The sequence below is a fragment of the Psychrobacter pacificensis genome (assembly GCF_900101915.1).
Classification (GTDB): domain Bacteria; phylum Pseudomonadota; class Gammaproteobacteria; order Pseudomonadales; family Moraxellaceae; genus Psychrobacter; species Psychrobacter pacificensis.
Genome location: NZ_FNAL01000017.1, coordinates 14,518 through 31,576, shown reverse-complemented (window position 1 = coordinate 31,576; position 17,059 = coordinate 14,518). Strand labels below are relative to the sequence as shown.

9 protein-coding genes are annotated in these 17,059 nt (G+C 42.7%); 4 read left to right on the top strand and 5 right to left on the bottom strand.

What is annotated here, in order from left to right; all coding sequences use genetic code 11:
* Positions 1 to 20: 20 nt before the first annotated feature.
* Positions 21 to 332: a cory-CC-star protein gene (locus BLR43_RS10080; protein ID WP_093070887.1), complete on the bottom strand. Its 312-nt coding sequence runs from the start codon at positions 330 to 332 to the stop codon at positions 21 to 23.
* Positions 333 to 447: 115 nt separating this feature from the next.
* Positions 448 to 2,130: a carbon starvation CstA family protein gene (locus BLR43_RS10075; protein WP_071001544.1), complete on the bottom strand. Its 1,683-nt coding sequence runs from the start codon at positions 2,128 to 2,130 to the stop codon at positions 448 to 450.
* Between the two features lie 307 nt (positions 2,131 to 2,437).
* On the opposite strand from BLR43_RS10075, the gene BLR43_RS10070 reads away from it, so the two are divergent.
* Both BLR43_RS10070 and BLR43_RS10065 read left to right on the top strand, forming a co-directional pair.
* On the top strand, positions 2,438 to 3,106 hold the full coding sequence (locus BLR43_RS10070) for a hypothetical protein (protein ID WP_071001543.1): 669 nt from the start codon (positions 2,438 to 2,440) through the stop codon (positions 3,104 to 3,106).
* A 92-nt stretch (positions 3,107 to 3,198) separates the two neighbouring features.
* Complete coding sequence (locus tag BLR43_RS10065; protein WP_071001542.1) at positions 3,199 to 3,762, top strand: hypoxanthine-guanine phosphoribosyltransferase; 564 nt, start codon at positions 3,199 to 3,201, stop codon at positions 3,760 to 3,762.
* A gap of 82 nt (positions 3,763 to 3,844) precedes the next feature.
* On the opposite strand, the gene recD is transcribed toward BLR43_RS10065, so the two are convergent.
* The 3 genes from recD to BLR43_RS10050 all read right to left on the bottom strand — a co-directional run bounded on the left by recD (position 3,845) and on the right by BLR43_RS10050 (position 15,227).
* On the bottom strand, positions 3,845 to 6,049 hold the full coding sequence (recD, locus tag BLR43_RS10060) for an exodeoxyribonuclease V subunit alpha (protein ID WP_093070884.1): 2,205 nt from the start codon (positions 6,047 to 6,049) through the stop codon (positions 3,845 to 3,847).
* Positions 6,050 to 6,122: 73 nt separating this feature from the next.
* Positions 6,123 to 10,649: a UvrD-helicase domain-containing protein gene (locus tag BLR43_RS10055; RefSeq protein WP_093070881.1), complete on the bottom strand. Its 4,527-nt coding sequence runs from the start codon at positions 10,647 to 10,649 to the stop codon at positions 6,123 to 6,125.
* A gap of 72 nt (positions 10,650 to 10,721) precedes the next feature.
* Entirely contained in the window at positions 10,722 to 15,227 is a 4,506-nt protein-coding gene (locus BLR43_RS10050; protein ID WP_071001539.1) for an exodeoxyribonuclease V subunit gamma, read from the bottom strand.
* Positions 15,228 to 15,638: 411 nt separating this feature from the next.
* Here BLR43_RS10050 and BLR43_RS10045 point away from each other — a divergent pair, with 411 nt between their 5' ends.
* Positions 15,639 to 16,139, top strand: coding sequence for a hypothetical protein (locus tag BLR43_RS10045; RefSeq protein ID WP_071001538.1), 501 nt, complete (start codon positions 15,639 to 15,641; stop codon positions 16,137 to 16,139).
* 73 nt (positions 16,140 to 16,212) lie between these two features.
* Positions 16,213 to 17,046 (top strand): hypothetical protein, encoded by an 834-nt coding sequence (locus tag BLR43_RS10040; protein WP_071001537.1) that lies wholly within the window; start codon positions 16,213 to 16,215, stop codon positions 17,044 to 17,046.
* Positions 17,047 to 17,059 lie beyond the last annotated feature (13 nt).

Sequence of the window (17,059 nt, the reverse complement as noted above, 5' to 3'; positions counted from 1 at the left end):
TTTCAATCATAAATAAACGATTAGCAGCAGCCAACATGGTCAAATGGGCATCTATCCATACCCATGCGCGTGTGCCACTCGTGAAAGTTTTCTAAAAATAACGGTTGTAACTCTAAGGTATAAAAGCTGGCAGGATTATCAATGCCTAAGCTTTCAGCAAACATCAGCAGCATAAAGAAATCTTCTTCATCACGGGCAGCACGTGCCATCGTTTGGCGATAAGGTGCATGATAAAACTCATTGAGTCCTGCCACAAATCGTTGCCACCATGGTTGAGTACTCTCTGGTGGTTGGGCGTTTTCTATATCATTTGATGTGTTTTTATTTTCCATAATTCGCTTATACCCTACTTATTTCTTATTACCTATCATGCCTATGTGATACAAAAAACGCCAGCAATTGCTGCTAGCGTTTTTAAGTTGATAAATATTTAGTATGGTTTAGCGTTTAAATGTCACCGCTTTTGCCTTTGTGTATCGACCATTCTTTGCGTAATACAGACAGACTCTCAAACGTTACTAAGATGGTTGCTATCAAGATAATGATATCCATAATGATAAGCAGCCAATTGCCATCAGTGAAGAAAGTTTTGAGCTGAATAAGTAGTGCAAATACCGTCATGACTAGCAAGAACGACAATGGCGCTAAAGTGTACCAAACTGTTCTGCCTTTACGTAACAAGATAACCGTTACGATCATTAGTGTTAACGCCGCCATTAGCTGATTAGTCGTACCAAATAGTGGCCAGATAATCATACCACCAGCACCATCAATACCGCCCGCGCCGAATGCTAATAGCAAGCAGCTGCCGACAGCAAGCAATGTTGCGACCACGCTTTTATTGAGGACTGGCAGGTTATAAAACTCACCGAACTCTTGGAAAATATAGCGTTGCAGGCGTACACCAGTATCCATAGTGGTACCTGCAAACAAGGCAGCCATGACCGTAAGCATCGTCTGTGATAGTACCATGTCAATGCCAACACCCGCATTTAATATGGTCGCACCACCATCAATGAAGGCACCGATAGAACCGTCGCCAAATTTTTGATAGACCGCTTGCCAATCACCAAGGGTAGCAAAACCTGCGGTTGCTGCTAGAATTGCGCCGAGTGCCAGCATACCTTCACCTAGCGCACCAAAATAACCAACGAAACGCGTGTCTTCTTCTTTATCAATCTGCTTAGACGTCGTCCCTGTCGCAACCAATCCGTGGAATCCTGATATCGCCCCACAAGCAATCGTCACAAACAACAGCGGCATTATTGATGGCGTGCCAACTGGCAGTGCTGTGTTTATTGCTGGCGCGACAATATTTGGCGTGCCGATAAAGATAGCTGCATACAATAAAATCAAACCAACGAACAGCTGCAAACCATTAATATAATCACGAGGTTGCAGCAGCATCCATACGGGCAACAACGAAGCAATCGCCGCATAGGCGAATAAAATAAGAATCCATACAGCGTTATCAGGTAAGCCCATTACGGTCTCAGGTAACACAATCGGGAACATAGGGCCAAGATAGATCAGCCCATATAAAGCGCTTACCCCGAGAATAGATACCCAAACCAAATTCATCTTGTAGCGATAAATACACTGACCGATGATAAAGGCAACCACTAAGGCGCCCCAAACAGGCAGTACAGCAGATGGCGTTTTGATCATCATATTAGCGATAGCAACACCAAACACCGCGTTGACCATCAATAGTAATAAGAAAATCACAACCATCATCAAACTGCGGACACGTGTGCCCATGACTGTACCCGCAATAGAGCCAATTGACTGTCCCCTATTGCGCATACTTGCCCAAATGGCCGACATATCATGTACACCAGCCATAAAAATCGTACCGAGCACCACCCAAATGATGGCAGGTACCCAGCCCCAAATAACCGCAATTGCGGGACCGATAATCGGTGCAGCGCCTGCCACCGAGGTAAAATGGTGCCCCCATAGTACATATTTATTGGTAGGAACATAATCGACCCCATCTTTCATCGTATGCGCTGGCGTGGGGCGACTGTTATCCAATGCTAAAACTTTAGTAGCAATGAATTTTGAGTAAAACACGTAGCCACAAAGCATAGCAGCAACGCCGAATATCAGTACAATAGCACTATTCATCTTATCTCTCCCTAGACAAGTAGTAGGTAGTCTTATAAGTTCAAGCTTTTTAAATCAAAATATAAAAAATATGCTAAATTAGTGTGCAGCGAGTCATTCATATAAACCGACCCGTCACCGAATAAATTGTAAAAATCATGTGTGATAAATATTAGCCAACAAATTTTCACATTGTACAATTAAGGTGCGTCACTAAGTAGCATATAGCCTGGTGAGTCTTTGTTTCAAATTCCGGTTAAATGGTAACCGATTTCACGGCAAATGTAACGCAAGTAAGACATGAAAAACAACAAATAAAGGAAGCATAATGGCACATTATTTTGGTTTCGTACCTTCAGATAAATTAAAAGTATTAATCAGCGAGGCCGAACAAGTCGTTGCTTCAAATGAGCAAGTAGAATATTACCCTTACCGAGACGCGCTCACTCATCAGACTGCACGAGATCTAACGGACAATTTGTTAGTCGGTTTGGTTGAGATTATTCCAAATCCTGAGCGTCAAGCGGCCATGCGCAAGATTGTTGCCACCATTGAACGTGCCACAGATACCCTACTCAATATCTTGTTAGGTAAAGAAAATAACGAAGATGTGCTGCCAAGCTTTCACTTTCTAAAAGATCAGGCAACTTTTATTGATAATGAAGGCGTAAAACGTATTGGCTTTAAGTTGTCAGAAGCAGATGCTAGAACTATCGTTGAAGGCTTTGCTGCTATCACACCAGAGCACGTAGATAGAGCCAAGTTTAAAACAGCGCTCGAAACCATGAATGACGCGACATTAACCCACTTCGTCAGCCGCTACGCTGAAACGTTAAAATTAGGTATGATCAAACGCAAATCAGTGCCAGTTGCCAAATCTGCGATTGATAAAGGAATGAATATGGCGCTTAACAAGCTACTACCTGATCTACCAAATGACTCTCTCAATCGTTTGGCGAATTATTACCGTCCATTTATCATTGAAAAACCAGAGTAATTGCTAAATTTTGATCAAATGGTCATATAACATTGGGAAAATTTACCAAAACTTGTTAAAATACTTGGCATTTTTCACCAAAGGTGCGCCCGATGACCCAAATCAGCAATCAAGAAATCGAAAAAACATTACGTAACTCAGAGTGCCTGATCAGCAGCATTGAAGTTGCTGCCGCTTATGAGCGCTTGGCCGCTCAGCTTAACCTACACTACGCTGGTTTGAACCCAATTGTGATGGTTGTTATGAACGGTGGATTAATTCCCGCTGGTCAATTATTGACGCATCTGACATTCTATCATCGTATGCATTATATCCATGCGACACGCTATCGTGACAACGAAGGTACTGACGATCTTGATTGGAAATTCAAGCCTGATGTGAGTATCGAAGGCGAGCATGTCTTGTTGATTGATGATATTTTTGATGAAGGCATTACTCTAAAGGCTGTTGTCGAAGAGCTAAATAAAGAAAAACCATTATCTCTCGAGTCTTGTGTGCTGCTAAACAAGCAGCATGACCGCAAAGTTGCCGATTTTGATGTTGATTTCGTTGGTATTAATGTCGCAGATCGTTATGTCTATGGCTGTGGTATGGACTTCCATGGTTACTTGCGTCACCTGCCAGGTATCTATGCTATCAAAGAAGATAAGGTTTAAGTCTTACCTCTAAGTGACTAACAATATCTAAGTTCAAAAAAAGCATCCAATTTGGATGCTTTTTTTGAACTTAGAATGATAATCATAAGTACTCAAACTGTAGGGACAAACCGGTATGTCTTTCGGTCGGTGTTTGGACAGCTTTCTCAAAAGCGTGTTTCGTACTGTATATCGTCACTTGTTTTTTGGCACGAGTCACCGCTGTATAAATAAGCTCCTTGCTTAATAATCTTGCATGACTATCATCAAACGTAATTGCGACATGATCAAATTCAGATCCCTGCGACTTATGAATCGTCATAGCGTATGCAGTAGCAACTACCTCCTCGTTGAGTAGATTGACCGCAATCCCTTGGGTCTTATTTTCAAAAAATACTTCCAATTGATTTCGTTCATCTGATGTCTGTAAGCAAAAACCAATATCACCATTAAATAACCCTAATTCATAGTTATTCTGCAAAATCATAATAGGGCGACCGTGGAACCATGCGTTTTGACCCAGTGGGAGCTTTAGTTCAGTGAGATGCCATTGGGTGAGATAATTATTGATGTAATGATCGCCCCACTCACCATTGTGACCAGCAGTTAATATTCTGAACTCACTAAATATTTCCATCAATGATGCAATAGTGTTTTTTATTGATTCTGGCATAGATTTTTCTATTGGATTTCTTAGTAAATTTTTAACTATTTCTATATATGGTTGATAAATTTGGGATATCTTTAAGATATTTTTTTCATTGCTTAGGCTATTTTTTATTTGATTGCTTGGTACAGAGTCTACTTGCAACGTATTCACGTATTGGAAACTCAAGGCATCGTCTTGCCTTAATAATTGCCAAATAGTTTGAAGATTTGTCTCTGCTCTATTGATTTGGATAGCCAGCTTGCCAATACCTGAGTCCGCGCCAAATCGGCGACTCTCAGTCAGCTCTGCATGAATGGATTGTAGCAATGGTATGCAGCATAAATCCGCCAATACCGCCCCTGCATCGACTGCTGCCAACTGGTTAGCATCACCTAACAGTATGAGCCTTGCGCCTGGTTTCACTGCACTCACCAAGTAATTAGCCAACTCAACCCCTAGCATCGACGCTTCATCAACAATGATAATATCTTCGCCAAGTGGATTATCGGCATTGTAACGAGGTCTGCCCGTCCGCCCAATACCTAGCAAACGGTGAATGGTTTTGGCTTCTTGCAGCTGCAAATCAATGCCCGCTGTATCCAAAGCAGCCTGTAAAGACTCCTGCATACGCTGTGCAGCCTTACCAGTAGGCGCTGCTAGTGCTAGACTCGCACTATCCGTACTAAATCTAATATTTTCAGAACCCTCCCCTCCACTCTCTGTCGCTTGTTGCAGTGCAATAACTAACTGAGCAACGGTGTATGTTTTACCTGTCCCTGGACCACCGGTAATGATACTAAACGCGTTGTTATTAGCGACATTAATTGCTTTTATTTGATTTTCGTGAAGGCTTTCAGGTATTGTTATTGGTAAAGGCTTTACTTTTTGATTCAAGATATTGTTAATATTTTTTGCCAAATTAAATTCGGCCTGCCATGCGCGATGTAGCCAAAAAGTAATAGATTCTTTTGAATTTTGGCTGTTAGTTATGTCGTAAATGATAGGTTGGTTATTATTGCTTAGGCTATTTTCTTCATTGTTACTATTAGTGTTAGCCTTAACCTCAGCAAACAAAGCATACTTATTAACTAGATTCATGAAAAAATTAAAATCGGTATTTTTTAGTAGCTGAAATACCTTGGCAATTGTATCAAAACGCTTGGTTAGCATGTCCTTTTCATGATTACTCAGCGCCAACTGTATCCATAGCTGATTCCGCTTATCAAATAATGTGCTTAGCAATGCAAATATCGACGTTTCGGCGGTAGGTTGATCCTCTGGTTGAGTATTTGATTTGGTATCTATGAGCGCAAAGATTGGCATTGCTAGAATCTCTAATAACTGTTGCTGCCAAGTGTATAATGTGACTGACTGATTATTGATTTCACCTTGCAATACCTCTTCATCCTCAGAGGACTTAATGGTCAGTACGGTATGGCCCTCTTCCAAATGCGTCGCTAACATCATGAACAATGCGTTAAATAAATAATCGTCTTCTTTCTTATCAGCTTGTTTGCTCTCATTATTCGCTTTTGCATACGTTGCGTCGTACGCTATACGCGTTTGCTCACGGCGTAGCAAAATATAATCACTGATATTACTGGCCCAGCTTTCTTGCAATCCCATTGCTGCACTGCTTTTATTATTATTGCTCATGATATATTTGTCTCTATTTTGACCTATTTGATCTTTTTAGAATCTTTGGTTAATGATAGTCGCTAGGTATGATCTACTAATCAGGTACACCAAATAGCGCATCTAAACCTTTGATAAAATCGATTGGTATATCCCACGTCACAAGTCCATAACGGCCGTTGTATGGTGATTCGCTCGTTTTAATAGCCTCTTGTGATACGGTAGCAGTTGCTTGAGCGTCGGGGCTGTATACCCCTCTTAGAAAGACATATTCTACCGCCCCTAAATACCTAGACTCATTGCCTACATAATCAGCAATTCTCATCGAAAGGAATCGATGCAATGCTACTTGGTAAATTGCTGCCTGTAGCCAATACCCTGCTTTGGACATGGCTTTTTTAAGTGTAGTTTCATTATAATCGCTTAGGCTATTTCCTAAAAAATTACTCTTATAATCGACCACATAGTACTTGCCAGCATACTCATAAACCAAATCAATCTCACCACGCAAGTAACGATACAAGTGCGTTCTATTTTGCGGTACAAGATTGACATGCTTGTCTGTCTCATCCGGTAGATACTGTTGAAATAACTGACTGATATCCTCTGCTTTAAAGCGCTCTGACAATCCCATATTGAATTCTAATTCAGCAAATCGCTGATTTGCATCCAAAGCATATAAGGGTTGATTGGAGGCCAATAGCGGGGTACCCAGCACTTCTTCAATCCAAGCAATCAAGGCCTCATGCTTTGTCGTATCTATTGCATCAGCGTTAAATGAGACAGAACTCTCTTCTCGGTTGCCTTGTGCTCTACGGCTTTGATGTTCAGCACTGCTATACACCAGCGGTAATTGATAACTACTTACCGCTCTATCGATCACCCCAGACCACTGGGATTTATTAGTGAAATCGATTTTTTCAAATATCTCATGTAAAAACGTACCTGCATTAGCACCTTTTACAAAGGTAAAGCGAATATCCTCTTCTGACTTGAGACTTAGCTCATCAATTTTTTCGAGAGACGTATTACTATCAAGGCTACTATTAGGATAAGGCTCTAACGACATTGCAGCGTCTGCCATATCAATGTCTATCGCATCATCAATACGCTCATCAACAACAGCCATTGCTTGTGTTGATTCGTCTAGCTGACGAGCCAAAGCTGTAAAGCTGGTCTTAGCCCAACCATAAAAATAACTCGTTTTCATGACCTCAGCAAAAGGAACATACTCAATCGCTTGTGTCGTGGGTTCGATGGTAAGTTTGGTATCTGTTGACGTTACTGTCTTAGTATAGTGACTATTATAGAACTCATTAATATTATGACCTCTAAGCATACCTATCGTGCCTTTTAGCCTATCAGGTAATTCAAACTTTGCGTCTGGAGAATCAAACCAATAAAATACCGGTTTTAGCTCAAATCCTGTTTTGTTGCTTGGATCTCGCAGCACGATATAAAGCTGCTCGCTAGCCCGCGTAAATGCCACATAACCAAGTCGGCGCAGCTCATCAAAGCCTTCTTTTGTTTCGATATCAGTATAATAGTCCTCTACCGTAGCAGAGCCTTGCAATGGTGAGAAGCGGCGCTGATTACCTATAAATTGATCCTTTGCTGATTGCTGCACTAACGCTGAAGGTGCTTGCTGAGCATTATATAGATACAGACCATACTTCTCATTATTACCTGATTTCCTACTGGCATCTCCCATACCCAGTACATAGACTATCGGAAACTCAAGCCCTTTTGATTTATGAATGGTCATGAGCTGCACGCCAGACTCTGTGGGTAGCGGATACTGCTTCGCCCAATCGCTGTTGGGTGCAGCCTCTATGTGCTGCCTAAACCAAGCTAATAGCTCATGCTCACCCATGCCTAGGCCATACTGCGCCAACACATCCATGATATGACGCAAATCCATGATATGTCGATCGCCATCTGGATGAGCGGCTAGTGCTTGCCAAACGCCTTGTGTCTGTATGGGGCTTTTATCTAGTAAGTAATGTAGCGCCGACAAAACACCAAAATGCTGCCAGCGCTGTGCCCCTTCCTTTAGATACGTAATAAAATCTTGATAGCTCTTTTTATGTTCTGTATTTTGAACATCGCTACTATTTAGATTGATACTATTAAGTCTATCGTCACTCTCAGCCACGCCTGACTCATGATCCGTCATCATGGCTTTGATATCGTTGATACTTAGGCCATATAGATGACTGGTTAAGACCCGATTAATCATGTCATGACGATACGGATAGAGCATGGCGCTCAGTAGCGCTGCGACATCTTCTGCCATAATCGTCTCGAAGATACTGACGTCACTGGTGGTCAGGGTTGGGACGCCTAGTTTGACCAACTCGTCTTCAACCTGCTTTAAATCTTTTTTGGTACGTGCCAACACTCCAATATCACTAGGCTGAATCGGCCTATCTTTTAATGTCTGACCACTACTGAGCAAGCTAGCAATATGACGAGCGGTGATTTCATACTCATCATAATCAAGCTCACCATCTTTACCATTAGGCAGGTGCAAGATGCTCACCGGCTGAGCAGAAAGCACTTCCGTCACCAAGCTACTATCTTTTGCGTCTGAATCCCTAAACCAAGATAGTTTACTCTTGGCTTCCTCACCTTCTTTTTCTTTCCTAGCTTTCGTATGCTGGTAATAAATATCACTGCCCAACTGTGCCAGCTTGTTGTCAGCAGTCGTTGCTGTCGGCATACCAAACCAGCAGTTTAGTGCATGAATCACCCCTGCATTTGAGCGACGGTTGGTGTTGAGCGTCCAAATGGTACTTTTGTCAAACTGCCCTTTCATATAATTATAGTTGGTCACGTCACCGCCACGGAACCCATAGATCGCCTGCTTTGGGTCACCAACCAGTAGCAAAAACTCATGGCTGGATTTTTTGGTAGTGGATTGCTTGTCATTATCCGACTGTTTACGTTTACGCTTTGGCAAATAGATACTTTCGATCATAATGGCTTGCTCGCCATTGATATCTTGCGACTCATCAATTAATGCAATGGGGTAATGGTGACGTATATAACGTGCTAGCTTATCGCCTTGCCGACCTGTTAGTGCTTGGTTTAAGCGCACCATCTGCAGACTAAAGGTGGTCTCCCCTCGCTCCTCTAAAATCACTGGCAGTCTATTGCGTACCGCAAGCACGATATGACGGTTGAGGTTGGCTAAAATCAATAAAATATACTGATTTAACCTTTCGATCATATCCAAGAGCGCCATTAATGTACTAATGGTCTCTAACTCAAAAAGGGTCTGGTGCTCTTTCTCCCTATTCTTATTAAAGTTTTTAATTTTGCCATCTTCATTTGGATATCTGGCATCCTGCAAAGACGTCAATATCTTGTTTTCACGCTCATTCAAGTAGCTGCTAAATGTCAGCTGATATTGGACTACTTTTTGATGAACATCGACAAGAGCATCAAAATGATTGGTTAAATTAGAGTTTCCACGAAACCCTTGAGATTTTCTATAATCGGGGTTTAGATAGGGCTGAATATCTGCCAAATCTAACTGGGCAAACTCATCAATCAATTTCTCATACGCATCAAAATCAAATCCTTGCTCTAGTTTTATCTCATCAATCGGCGCAGAAATAAAATTCAGCGAGCGAGAAACAAAATTTTTATGATCACCTACTGCTGTCAGCTTACCTTGCTGATCCATAAGCGCATACAGTTTGGGCTGCTCATGATACAAACGGCTTTGAAACTGACGCAGCTCATCATGGATAATACTATCGGTAACCTGCTCGATACTACTGTCTTCTATAATCGCCATGCCTTGCTGATGACCGGTTTCACTACTGTACTCGGTCAGCCACTTTTGCGCCAAGCTATCGAGCGTCCCGACAAACAGCTTATCCAACGTGGTTAACACTAATGCAGTACGCCGGATCGCCTCCGCCATCGGATAGCTATACACATGATCTAATAGATAACCGACTAAATGTAGGTTAATGGGATCGTCCATAATAGCGTTTAAGCGTGCATGTTTGGCTTGCTCTTTTAACCAATCTTCACGCGCTTTTTTGACTTGCGCGCGCTTTTCTCGAGCCACCTGCTGAGCATGTTTATGGTCATGGTCAATATCTTGATTAAACTCATCAGCCTCTGTTTTAGCATTTGATTCGATACTTGAGTCGTTGCTTGTTGGCTTATCCTTGTTATTCTTGTTATCGCCCCTATCAGGCAGTACCTGCAATATATTGGGATATAAGTTATCTTTGTTCTTGGTATCTGCACTCAGGTTATTGACCCATTGTAATAGCTGATAAAACTCTACCAAACGATCATGGATACGCTGACGCATCTCGGCAGCGGCGGCTCGAGTAAAGGTGGTGGCAATGATTTGCTCTGGCGCACGCCTCGCTTCAATCAGGAGACGCAGCACAATGCCTGTCAGCGTCCACGTTTTGCCTGTACCTGCTGAGGCTTCGATAAGATGCCTTCCCGTTAATGCAACAGCAACCGCCGGTGTTACTTCTTCTTTTTCCTCAACTATAGCCCCTGAGTCACCCGAAACATCTGGATGATCGTCAGATAAATTTGGTTGTACAGTAGGTTCGATAATGTCGGTTGTGTCAGTAAAATCTGTCATATAAGCGCATACTTTTAATTATTATCTATAAAATCTAGAGGATAAAAAGAAAACTAAAAACAACTGCTATAGCTAATTGTCTAACCCGTCTAATGCGGTAAACATCGGCCTATACAGTGGTTGCGCCAAGGTGGTCAACGCTGCTGATAAGGCTCTAAAGGCATCTTGGTCACGCAGTACATATTGCCAAATAGCATGCTGAGAGCAAGTATCGTATACCGTGTCTGAGTTATAATTAGGTCTTAGCCAATCTGAGAAGTCTGCCCGTTTTGGCCAATAATTGCTATTTTCATTATCATCTGCTTGCGATTTTGAGCACTTAGCCAGATAATTGAGCGCATACTCAGGCAGTAATGTGATGGGGGTTTGACCCGATAGATTGCCAAAAATCGCCCATTTCATCAGTTCTATCACTGCATCTTCATAGACGATTGGGCTTAGCTTAAATGCGATGACATTTTTGTAGGCATCTACTTTTGAGCTGGATTTATTAAAGCGCCAAATACTCACGCCATCATTTGCTGCCACTTGCTCAGCCGTGGTGCATCTGGCTACTTGCCAGTATAGATGGGACAACCAAAACTTAAGGAGATGTTTTGGACTGGCAGAATTAGGCAGTATATTTAACCATTGCTTAGGTGATTGCTCGGCATAGGTCATGCCTGCCTGAATATGAGCGTTTTTATCATCGTTATCTGATGATACTGATATTGGTGATAGCCTTGGCGTTAACAGCGGCACTAGGCCTTTTATTTTGATAGATTTGGGTAGGATTTTTAGCCATGCGTCTGTGTCTATTTGACTGTTTGCGTCGCTATTTACACGATTAAGTATAGCTGCCAGCTCTATCTGAACGGGGTGCTCTGCGGTGGGTGTCAGTAAATGCAAAGCTGGCATGTCCTCTGTTCTACCTGCATTAGGTACGACACATTCACCAAAACCATTAGTGATCAACTGCTCTTCAAACTCTAGGCACTGCTGCTGTAATTGTTGTTGCTGATTGGGCAACGTGGTTTGGCGTGCTACCCCTGCTGGTATGATTTTTTGATACATCAACGTTGAGCTATCTTGCTGGACCGTATTGTCAGTACGCTTATCGGCGGCCAGCCCTTTAATCAAATGATCTTTAATCTGATAAGTTGTCAGGTGATCCAAAAACAATGGCTCTTGATGCGTCATCGCTTCCTCACCTTGTACCACATGCACTTTTTGAGACCGTAAAAACGCTTTGGCAGGATGGCGCACTTGATACACCAGCATACCCTCAATATCTATCTCGCCAATATTAAATACGGTATCACGCACCATTCGGGTGAGCGCCTGAGTCCTATCGTTCATATCATTAGCAGCAGTAGTATCGAGTCCCAGCATATTGGCTAATGTAGACACGATTTGATGATTTATGTTCCCCAGTCCACCCAAGCGATGACCCAGCATTTGAGCAATGGCTTCGTACTGTGTTTTTGTGGGTAAGTCAATCAGTTGTGGAAGCTCGCTAGCTCTTCTTTTCTGTAGTGTCTCAAAAACAGCCTGCCATAGCGGCGCCGGAGGAAATTGTTTTTTCTGAGCCAGCTTGGTTTTGCGCATGGCTTTATTTAGCAACCTATCTAGCTCATCGGCTACAGCAGTATCAGGGTTACTATCGCTAACATCATCAGACGTATTGCTAGGATCAACATTGATATTGGACGTATCAGCCTTTTGCTCAGAAGCTCCTTCAATATCTGCTTCAAACAAGCTCTTGTGAAAAGGTAGTGCTGGATGCTCAGTGACCAGCCATTGCTTTATGAGCTTTGGTAAATAACGCTTAAGGCTTTCTGCCGTTGAATCAATACTTTCAGGCAAAGTATCAAGCGAGTTGACCTGCCACTGCACCTCACCTTGCAAAAACTGTAATAATTCACTCACAGGATTCGCTGGCAGATGCTCGTGAGTGTCAGTCAAGCTTTGACCATTGTAGAATATCCAGCATGCACTACGCGCACATAGTAGCGCATCCAAAAATGCCCCATTATCATCGTCCTCGCTGACTCTATCACCGCGCCGTGAATTGGTCGCTTTCATCAAATCATATCGGTTGTCTCGGTCGCGTCCAGGAAACTCAGAGAGATCCATATTGAGCATGACCACCAGCTCAAAAGGGACGTTCCGTAGTGCACCAAATCGACCAAAAGTAATCACGCCTGTCGGCTCAGCACTGACTTGCTGGCTTTCAAGCTCAGCTTCGATACTGTCTAGCATAAAGCTCAGCTTGAGCGGTAATTGCTCGACCCCTGCCAGCCTTTGCTCCACCTCTACCCTACTGCTATCACCACTAGAATATTGTCTATAATGACGATTGGCACGTAAGCTTGATTTAAAGCCATTCATCGCATTATAAATAGCGCGCATCGTACGCGTTTGATCGACATCGCCAAAGTATCGATGAATCACTTGGGTCTCAATCTGATCTAGCCAATCTTCCGCTTTCATTTTTTGTGTATGGTCATCACGTCGTGCCACCAGACCAGTATAAATACGGCAAAGCGCTTCTACAATCATGGCGTCATTTAGACTCACTTGCGCGAGTGGTAAGCTCATCTCAGGTACAGCTGTACTTGGCCATTCATCTTCATGCAAAGGGTATAAACAATCACTCAGACCCGCCTCTGGCATAATTAATCCCAAAGTCAGTCTGTCTAACGCTTGTGCGAAGCTAAAGCGATAATCATAGTCGTTGACGTCTAGGGTCTGCTTTAGATGCAGCTCATCAAACCCGCGGATAAATCCAGCTTCCACCAACAAATCACAACCACGGCTCATTTGCTCATGGGTCAACCCAAAACTCTCAAATAAGGGTGGCAGCATCAGCCAGTCCAACACCTCAGCCGCTTCAAAACGAGCGCTATGACTGCCAAGCAGCTTATAAAACCCAATAATCGCTTCCCATAACTGGCGAATATCAGCATCGACAACACCAGTCACCTTCGCAGGCAAGGTCAGGCCATCTTGTCCCCTACCATTGACGAAAATAGAGCTAATTAGCGCATGATGACGCTCAACATCAGGTAGCAACACCACAATGTCTGATATATGGCGTTTTTTCTCACCAGATTTGATGGGCTCATTGAGCCAGCGTCCAATCATAATGCGCAGTACTTCAAGTTGGCGCTGTAAATTATGACAAGAATGAATGCTTAGGCTATTATCTTGAGAAGAGATAGCCCAAAAACGGTCTTTTTCAAAGCGCTTATTCTCTAGTACCTCATCGTCGTACCATGACGTTTCTTGCTCAAAGTCCAATGCTATCTGATTGCTAACAGCTTCTGAAACTTTTGCGGCTGTTGCTTGTTGGGTTGATTGCTCGTCAAGCATCAACACATCGTTTTGCAAACGGTGCAATAAACTTGGGCCGTTTTCTACTGCTTGCAACCTATCATCATCACTGTTACTGGCACTGCCATCGATGACGCTACCAGTTTCATCATCAAACCTATCACTAAAGTTATCTTGCCACTCCACCAGCGCCTCTTGGTATTGCTCATTACCTGACAAATTGGCCAACATGGCAAAAGTATCACGAGACTGCTTGCCTAAACGCGACAGCAAACTGTGCCCGTAATCACGTAAAAACACGCTTTGGGGATTAATAATCTGCTGACGCTGTAGCCACGCTTTATCAACAATATCTGCCCAAAATAACTTTGAGGGATTGTAGTGTAGTAACGTGATGTCCATATATTTTGACAAGCGCTGCAAAAAATCAAGCTCAGTCTGTGGCAATTGCTGAATGGTAAAAATACGCAATACTTTGGGCAACTGCTCACGTTCATTTGCTTTGTTATCTTTTAAGGCTGACCAAAAAGTATTCTCAATGGCCACGCGGTGCTGATGTACATCCGCAAATAGATGCGACCACAAAAAGCGCTGCGCAATCTCAAGCTCTACATAGTGCGCCACTAACCATTCAGGCGTACCGCGTGCATACTGATCAAACCGTAGGGACAACGCATCTTTATCTGCGATCAGCTTGTCTACATCAAGTGGCTTGTTATCCGACCATAGCGCCAGCCAGTCCTCACGATGAGTCAAGTAACGGTTAAACACCCTTGCCAAGTCACTTGCCAGCTGCCAAATGCGCGCGTCTTGTTGCGCCTTATCTTGCTCGACCCCTTCTTGCGGCTCGTCAATCAAAGATGCCAACAATGGGTTCACAGGATGCGTGTCATCATTGACAATCAACGCTTGATAGTAAGTTAGGTAGCCGAACAGGCGCCACTGCATCACCGTTGGCGACAGCACGGCAACTTCAGGTACATTCAAGGTTGCTGCTTCAGGATTAACCTCTAACAAATAGGCATTATGGCGAGTTAGCACATCCTGCATGAGTGTCCACTGATACTGACCCCAAAATTTGGTACGTACCAATGTACTGATACCAGCACGGCTAGCAATGGTTTTATCCAACCAGTCGCCCAATACCATTGACGGTACAATAACAATAAAAGGTTCAAAAATGTTCTGACTCTTTGACTGATATTGCACCAGTAGCTGGTCAACGAGATTTTCGGTACGATGTGACTGAATGATAGTAAACATAGACAATAATCTGATTAGAATAAGCGTAAGCGTAAGCGCTGAGGGCTACTGTTGGTTACAGCTAACCTGTCAATCACTACGCTTGTAATAAAAGTGCCACAGAAAGTAGCAATGAAGCCTGAATTGATACTCATCAATACATCTTTGGCAGTCGTCACTGTAATGCATTTCTGCTAGCATTATATGATGTACAATACGCTTTTATAAGCCACGTATATGCTCTGTCAGTGTGCCACTGATATTCGATGTTTACCAGTATAGATATCAGCATTATACTATCTTGCGACATCTAATGTCGTTTTGTGGCACTGCTTATAATTATGATAATAAAATATACATTGCCGCTCTTTTAAGTTATTTTCTATACCTTATCTAGACCTAATATCCATTATCACGAGATGATTTAACATTATGCCTTTGCGTCCTATTGATGCCGTCTTTGTTCATCCGAAACAACGTTTATACGTTGTTTACTATCGTGGTGAGCTATGGCAATTACCGCGTATGAAAATCGATGATAAATCATGGCAAAACAGACGTCCTTATACTGACGATAGTAGCTCCCTTTATCTGAGCATTCACCAAGCCATCAGCGATCCTGTATTGGCACAAAAATTACGTACATTAGATTTGCCTATTGCAGTGCGTGGTAGCACCTTATCGCGTTTTGAAGCGTGGTGGGAGGCGCATGGGTTTAAATGGCTAAAAGACAAGCTTATGATCGGTCAGTCGCCATTGGCTGCACATCAAGCGACAGCTTATACAAAAGCGATTGATAGCCAGCCTGCATCGCCCGGTCATAACCGTACTGAGAATAAAACCCCAGCGTCTATGTCTTCTTTTGTGAATACAGATGTGTTTGCAGAGATGCTGACTGAGTTAACCAATGAAGTACTCGATCAAAAGCTTTGACGCAAGCCATATATCACCTATAGTGTCTTATGTAAATTTTGAACTGAATCCATTAATAAAAGAGCGGTAATATATGAAAGACTACAAGCTGCTACTGGCTGGGCTAATTTTATTGCTGCTAGCAATTTTTATCGCTCTGATTGCATGGTTGTGGACCCACAATCGTAAAAGTATAGATCCGCTACCTATCATGGCAAGTGAGAATGAATCTGCCGCTGCCAAAGGCGATGAGACTGCCAAAACTGTGCCTGATAGCATCCTGTATGTCCGTGCAGCAAAAAGCCTGCAAGTGCCATTGGACGATATCATTGTCAGTTTTGAATCTCGTTATCCTCATATTCAAGTGTTAGCAAGCTATGTGGCACCAAACACACTTTTAACCTTATTAGATAATGATATCAATGCTAACAATGACAGCGACGCCGCTTTTAATACAGACATCATTATCGCAAATGATAGGCTATCGGCAGAACGTCTCGCACAACTACAAGCAAAGCTGACAGCGTCTCAACACCAAGATAACCAGAGTAAGGCAAACGCCAATACAGTTATTACAGAGGATGAAACCGATAGCGAAAATACTGATAGTGAAAATGCTAATAGTGAACAGGCAGCTACCGAGAACGATAATAAAGAGGCACGTACACTAACCTCCTTTAATTATGCCTTGAAAGATAAGCAAGAACTCGAAGGCGTTATTTTGACAGACCGTACGGTTGCCGTTAGTTTTCGCAACTTCTTACTCTCAAGTACGGGCCAAGGTATTTTAGAGAAATACGATTATTATAATATTAATGGTTATGAGAATAGCGTAAACGACTTGTTTCAACCAACATCACGGGCAAAAAAAGCATCAGGCGATAATCCAGTAGATGTCGCTGATGCTCTTAGCAATGGAGATAAATGACAAATTGCCTCTA

Bases quoted from the DNA above. Each gene is read 5' to 3' on its own strand.
- BLR43_RS10080 (WP_093070887.1), bottom strand. From the start codon at position 332: ATGGAAAATAAAAACACATCAAATGATATAGAAAACGCCCAACCACCA.
- BLR43_RS10075 (WP_071001544.1), bottom strand. From the start codon at position 2,130: ATGAATAGTGCTATTGTACTGATATTCGGCGTTGCTGCTATGCTTTGT.
- BLR43_RS10070 (WP_071001543.1), top strand. From the start codon at position 2,438: ATGGCACATTATTTTGGTTTCGTACCTTCAGATAAATTAAAAGTATTA.
- BLR43_RS10065 (WP_071001542.1), top strand. From the start codon at position 3,199: ATGACCCAAATCAGCAATCAAGAAATCGAAAAAACATTACGTAACTCA.
- BLR43_RS10055 (WP_093070881.1), bottom strand. From the start codon at position 10,649: ATGACAGATTTTACTGACACAACCGACATTATCGAACCTACTGTACAA.
- BLR43_RS10050 (WP_071001539.1), bottom strand. From the start codon at position 15,227: ATGTTTACTATCATTCAGTCACATCGTACCGAAAATCTCGTTGACCAG.
- BLR43_RS10045 (WP_071001538.1), top strand. From the start codon at position 15,639: ATGCCTTTGCGTCCTATTGATGCCGTCTTTGTTCATCCGAAACAACGT.
- BLR43_RS10040 (WP_071001537.1), top strand. From the start codon at position 16,213: ATGAAAGACTACAAGCTGCTACTGGCTGGGCTAATTTTATTGCTGCTA.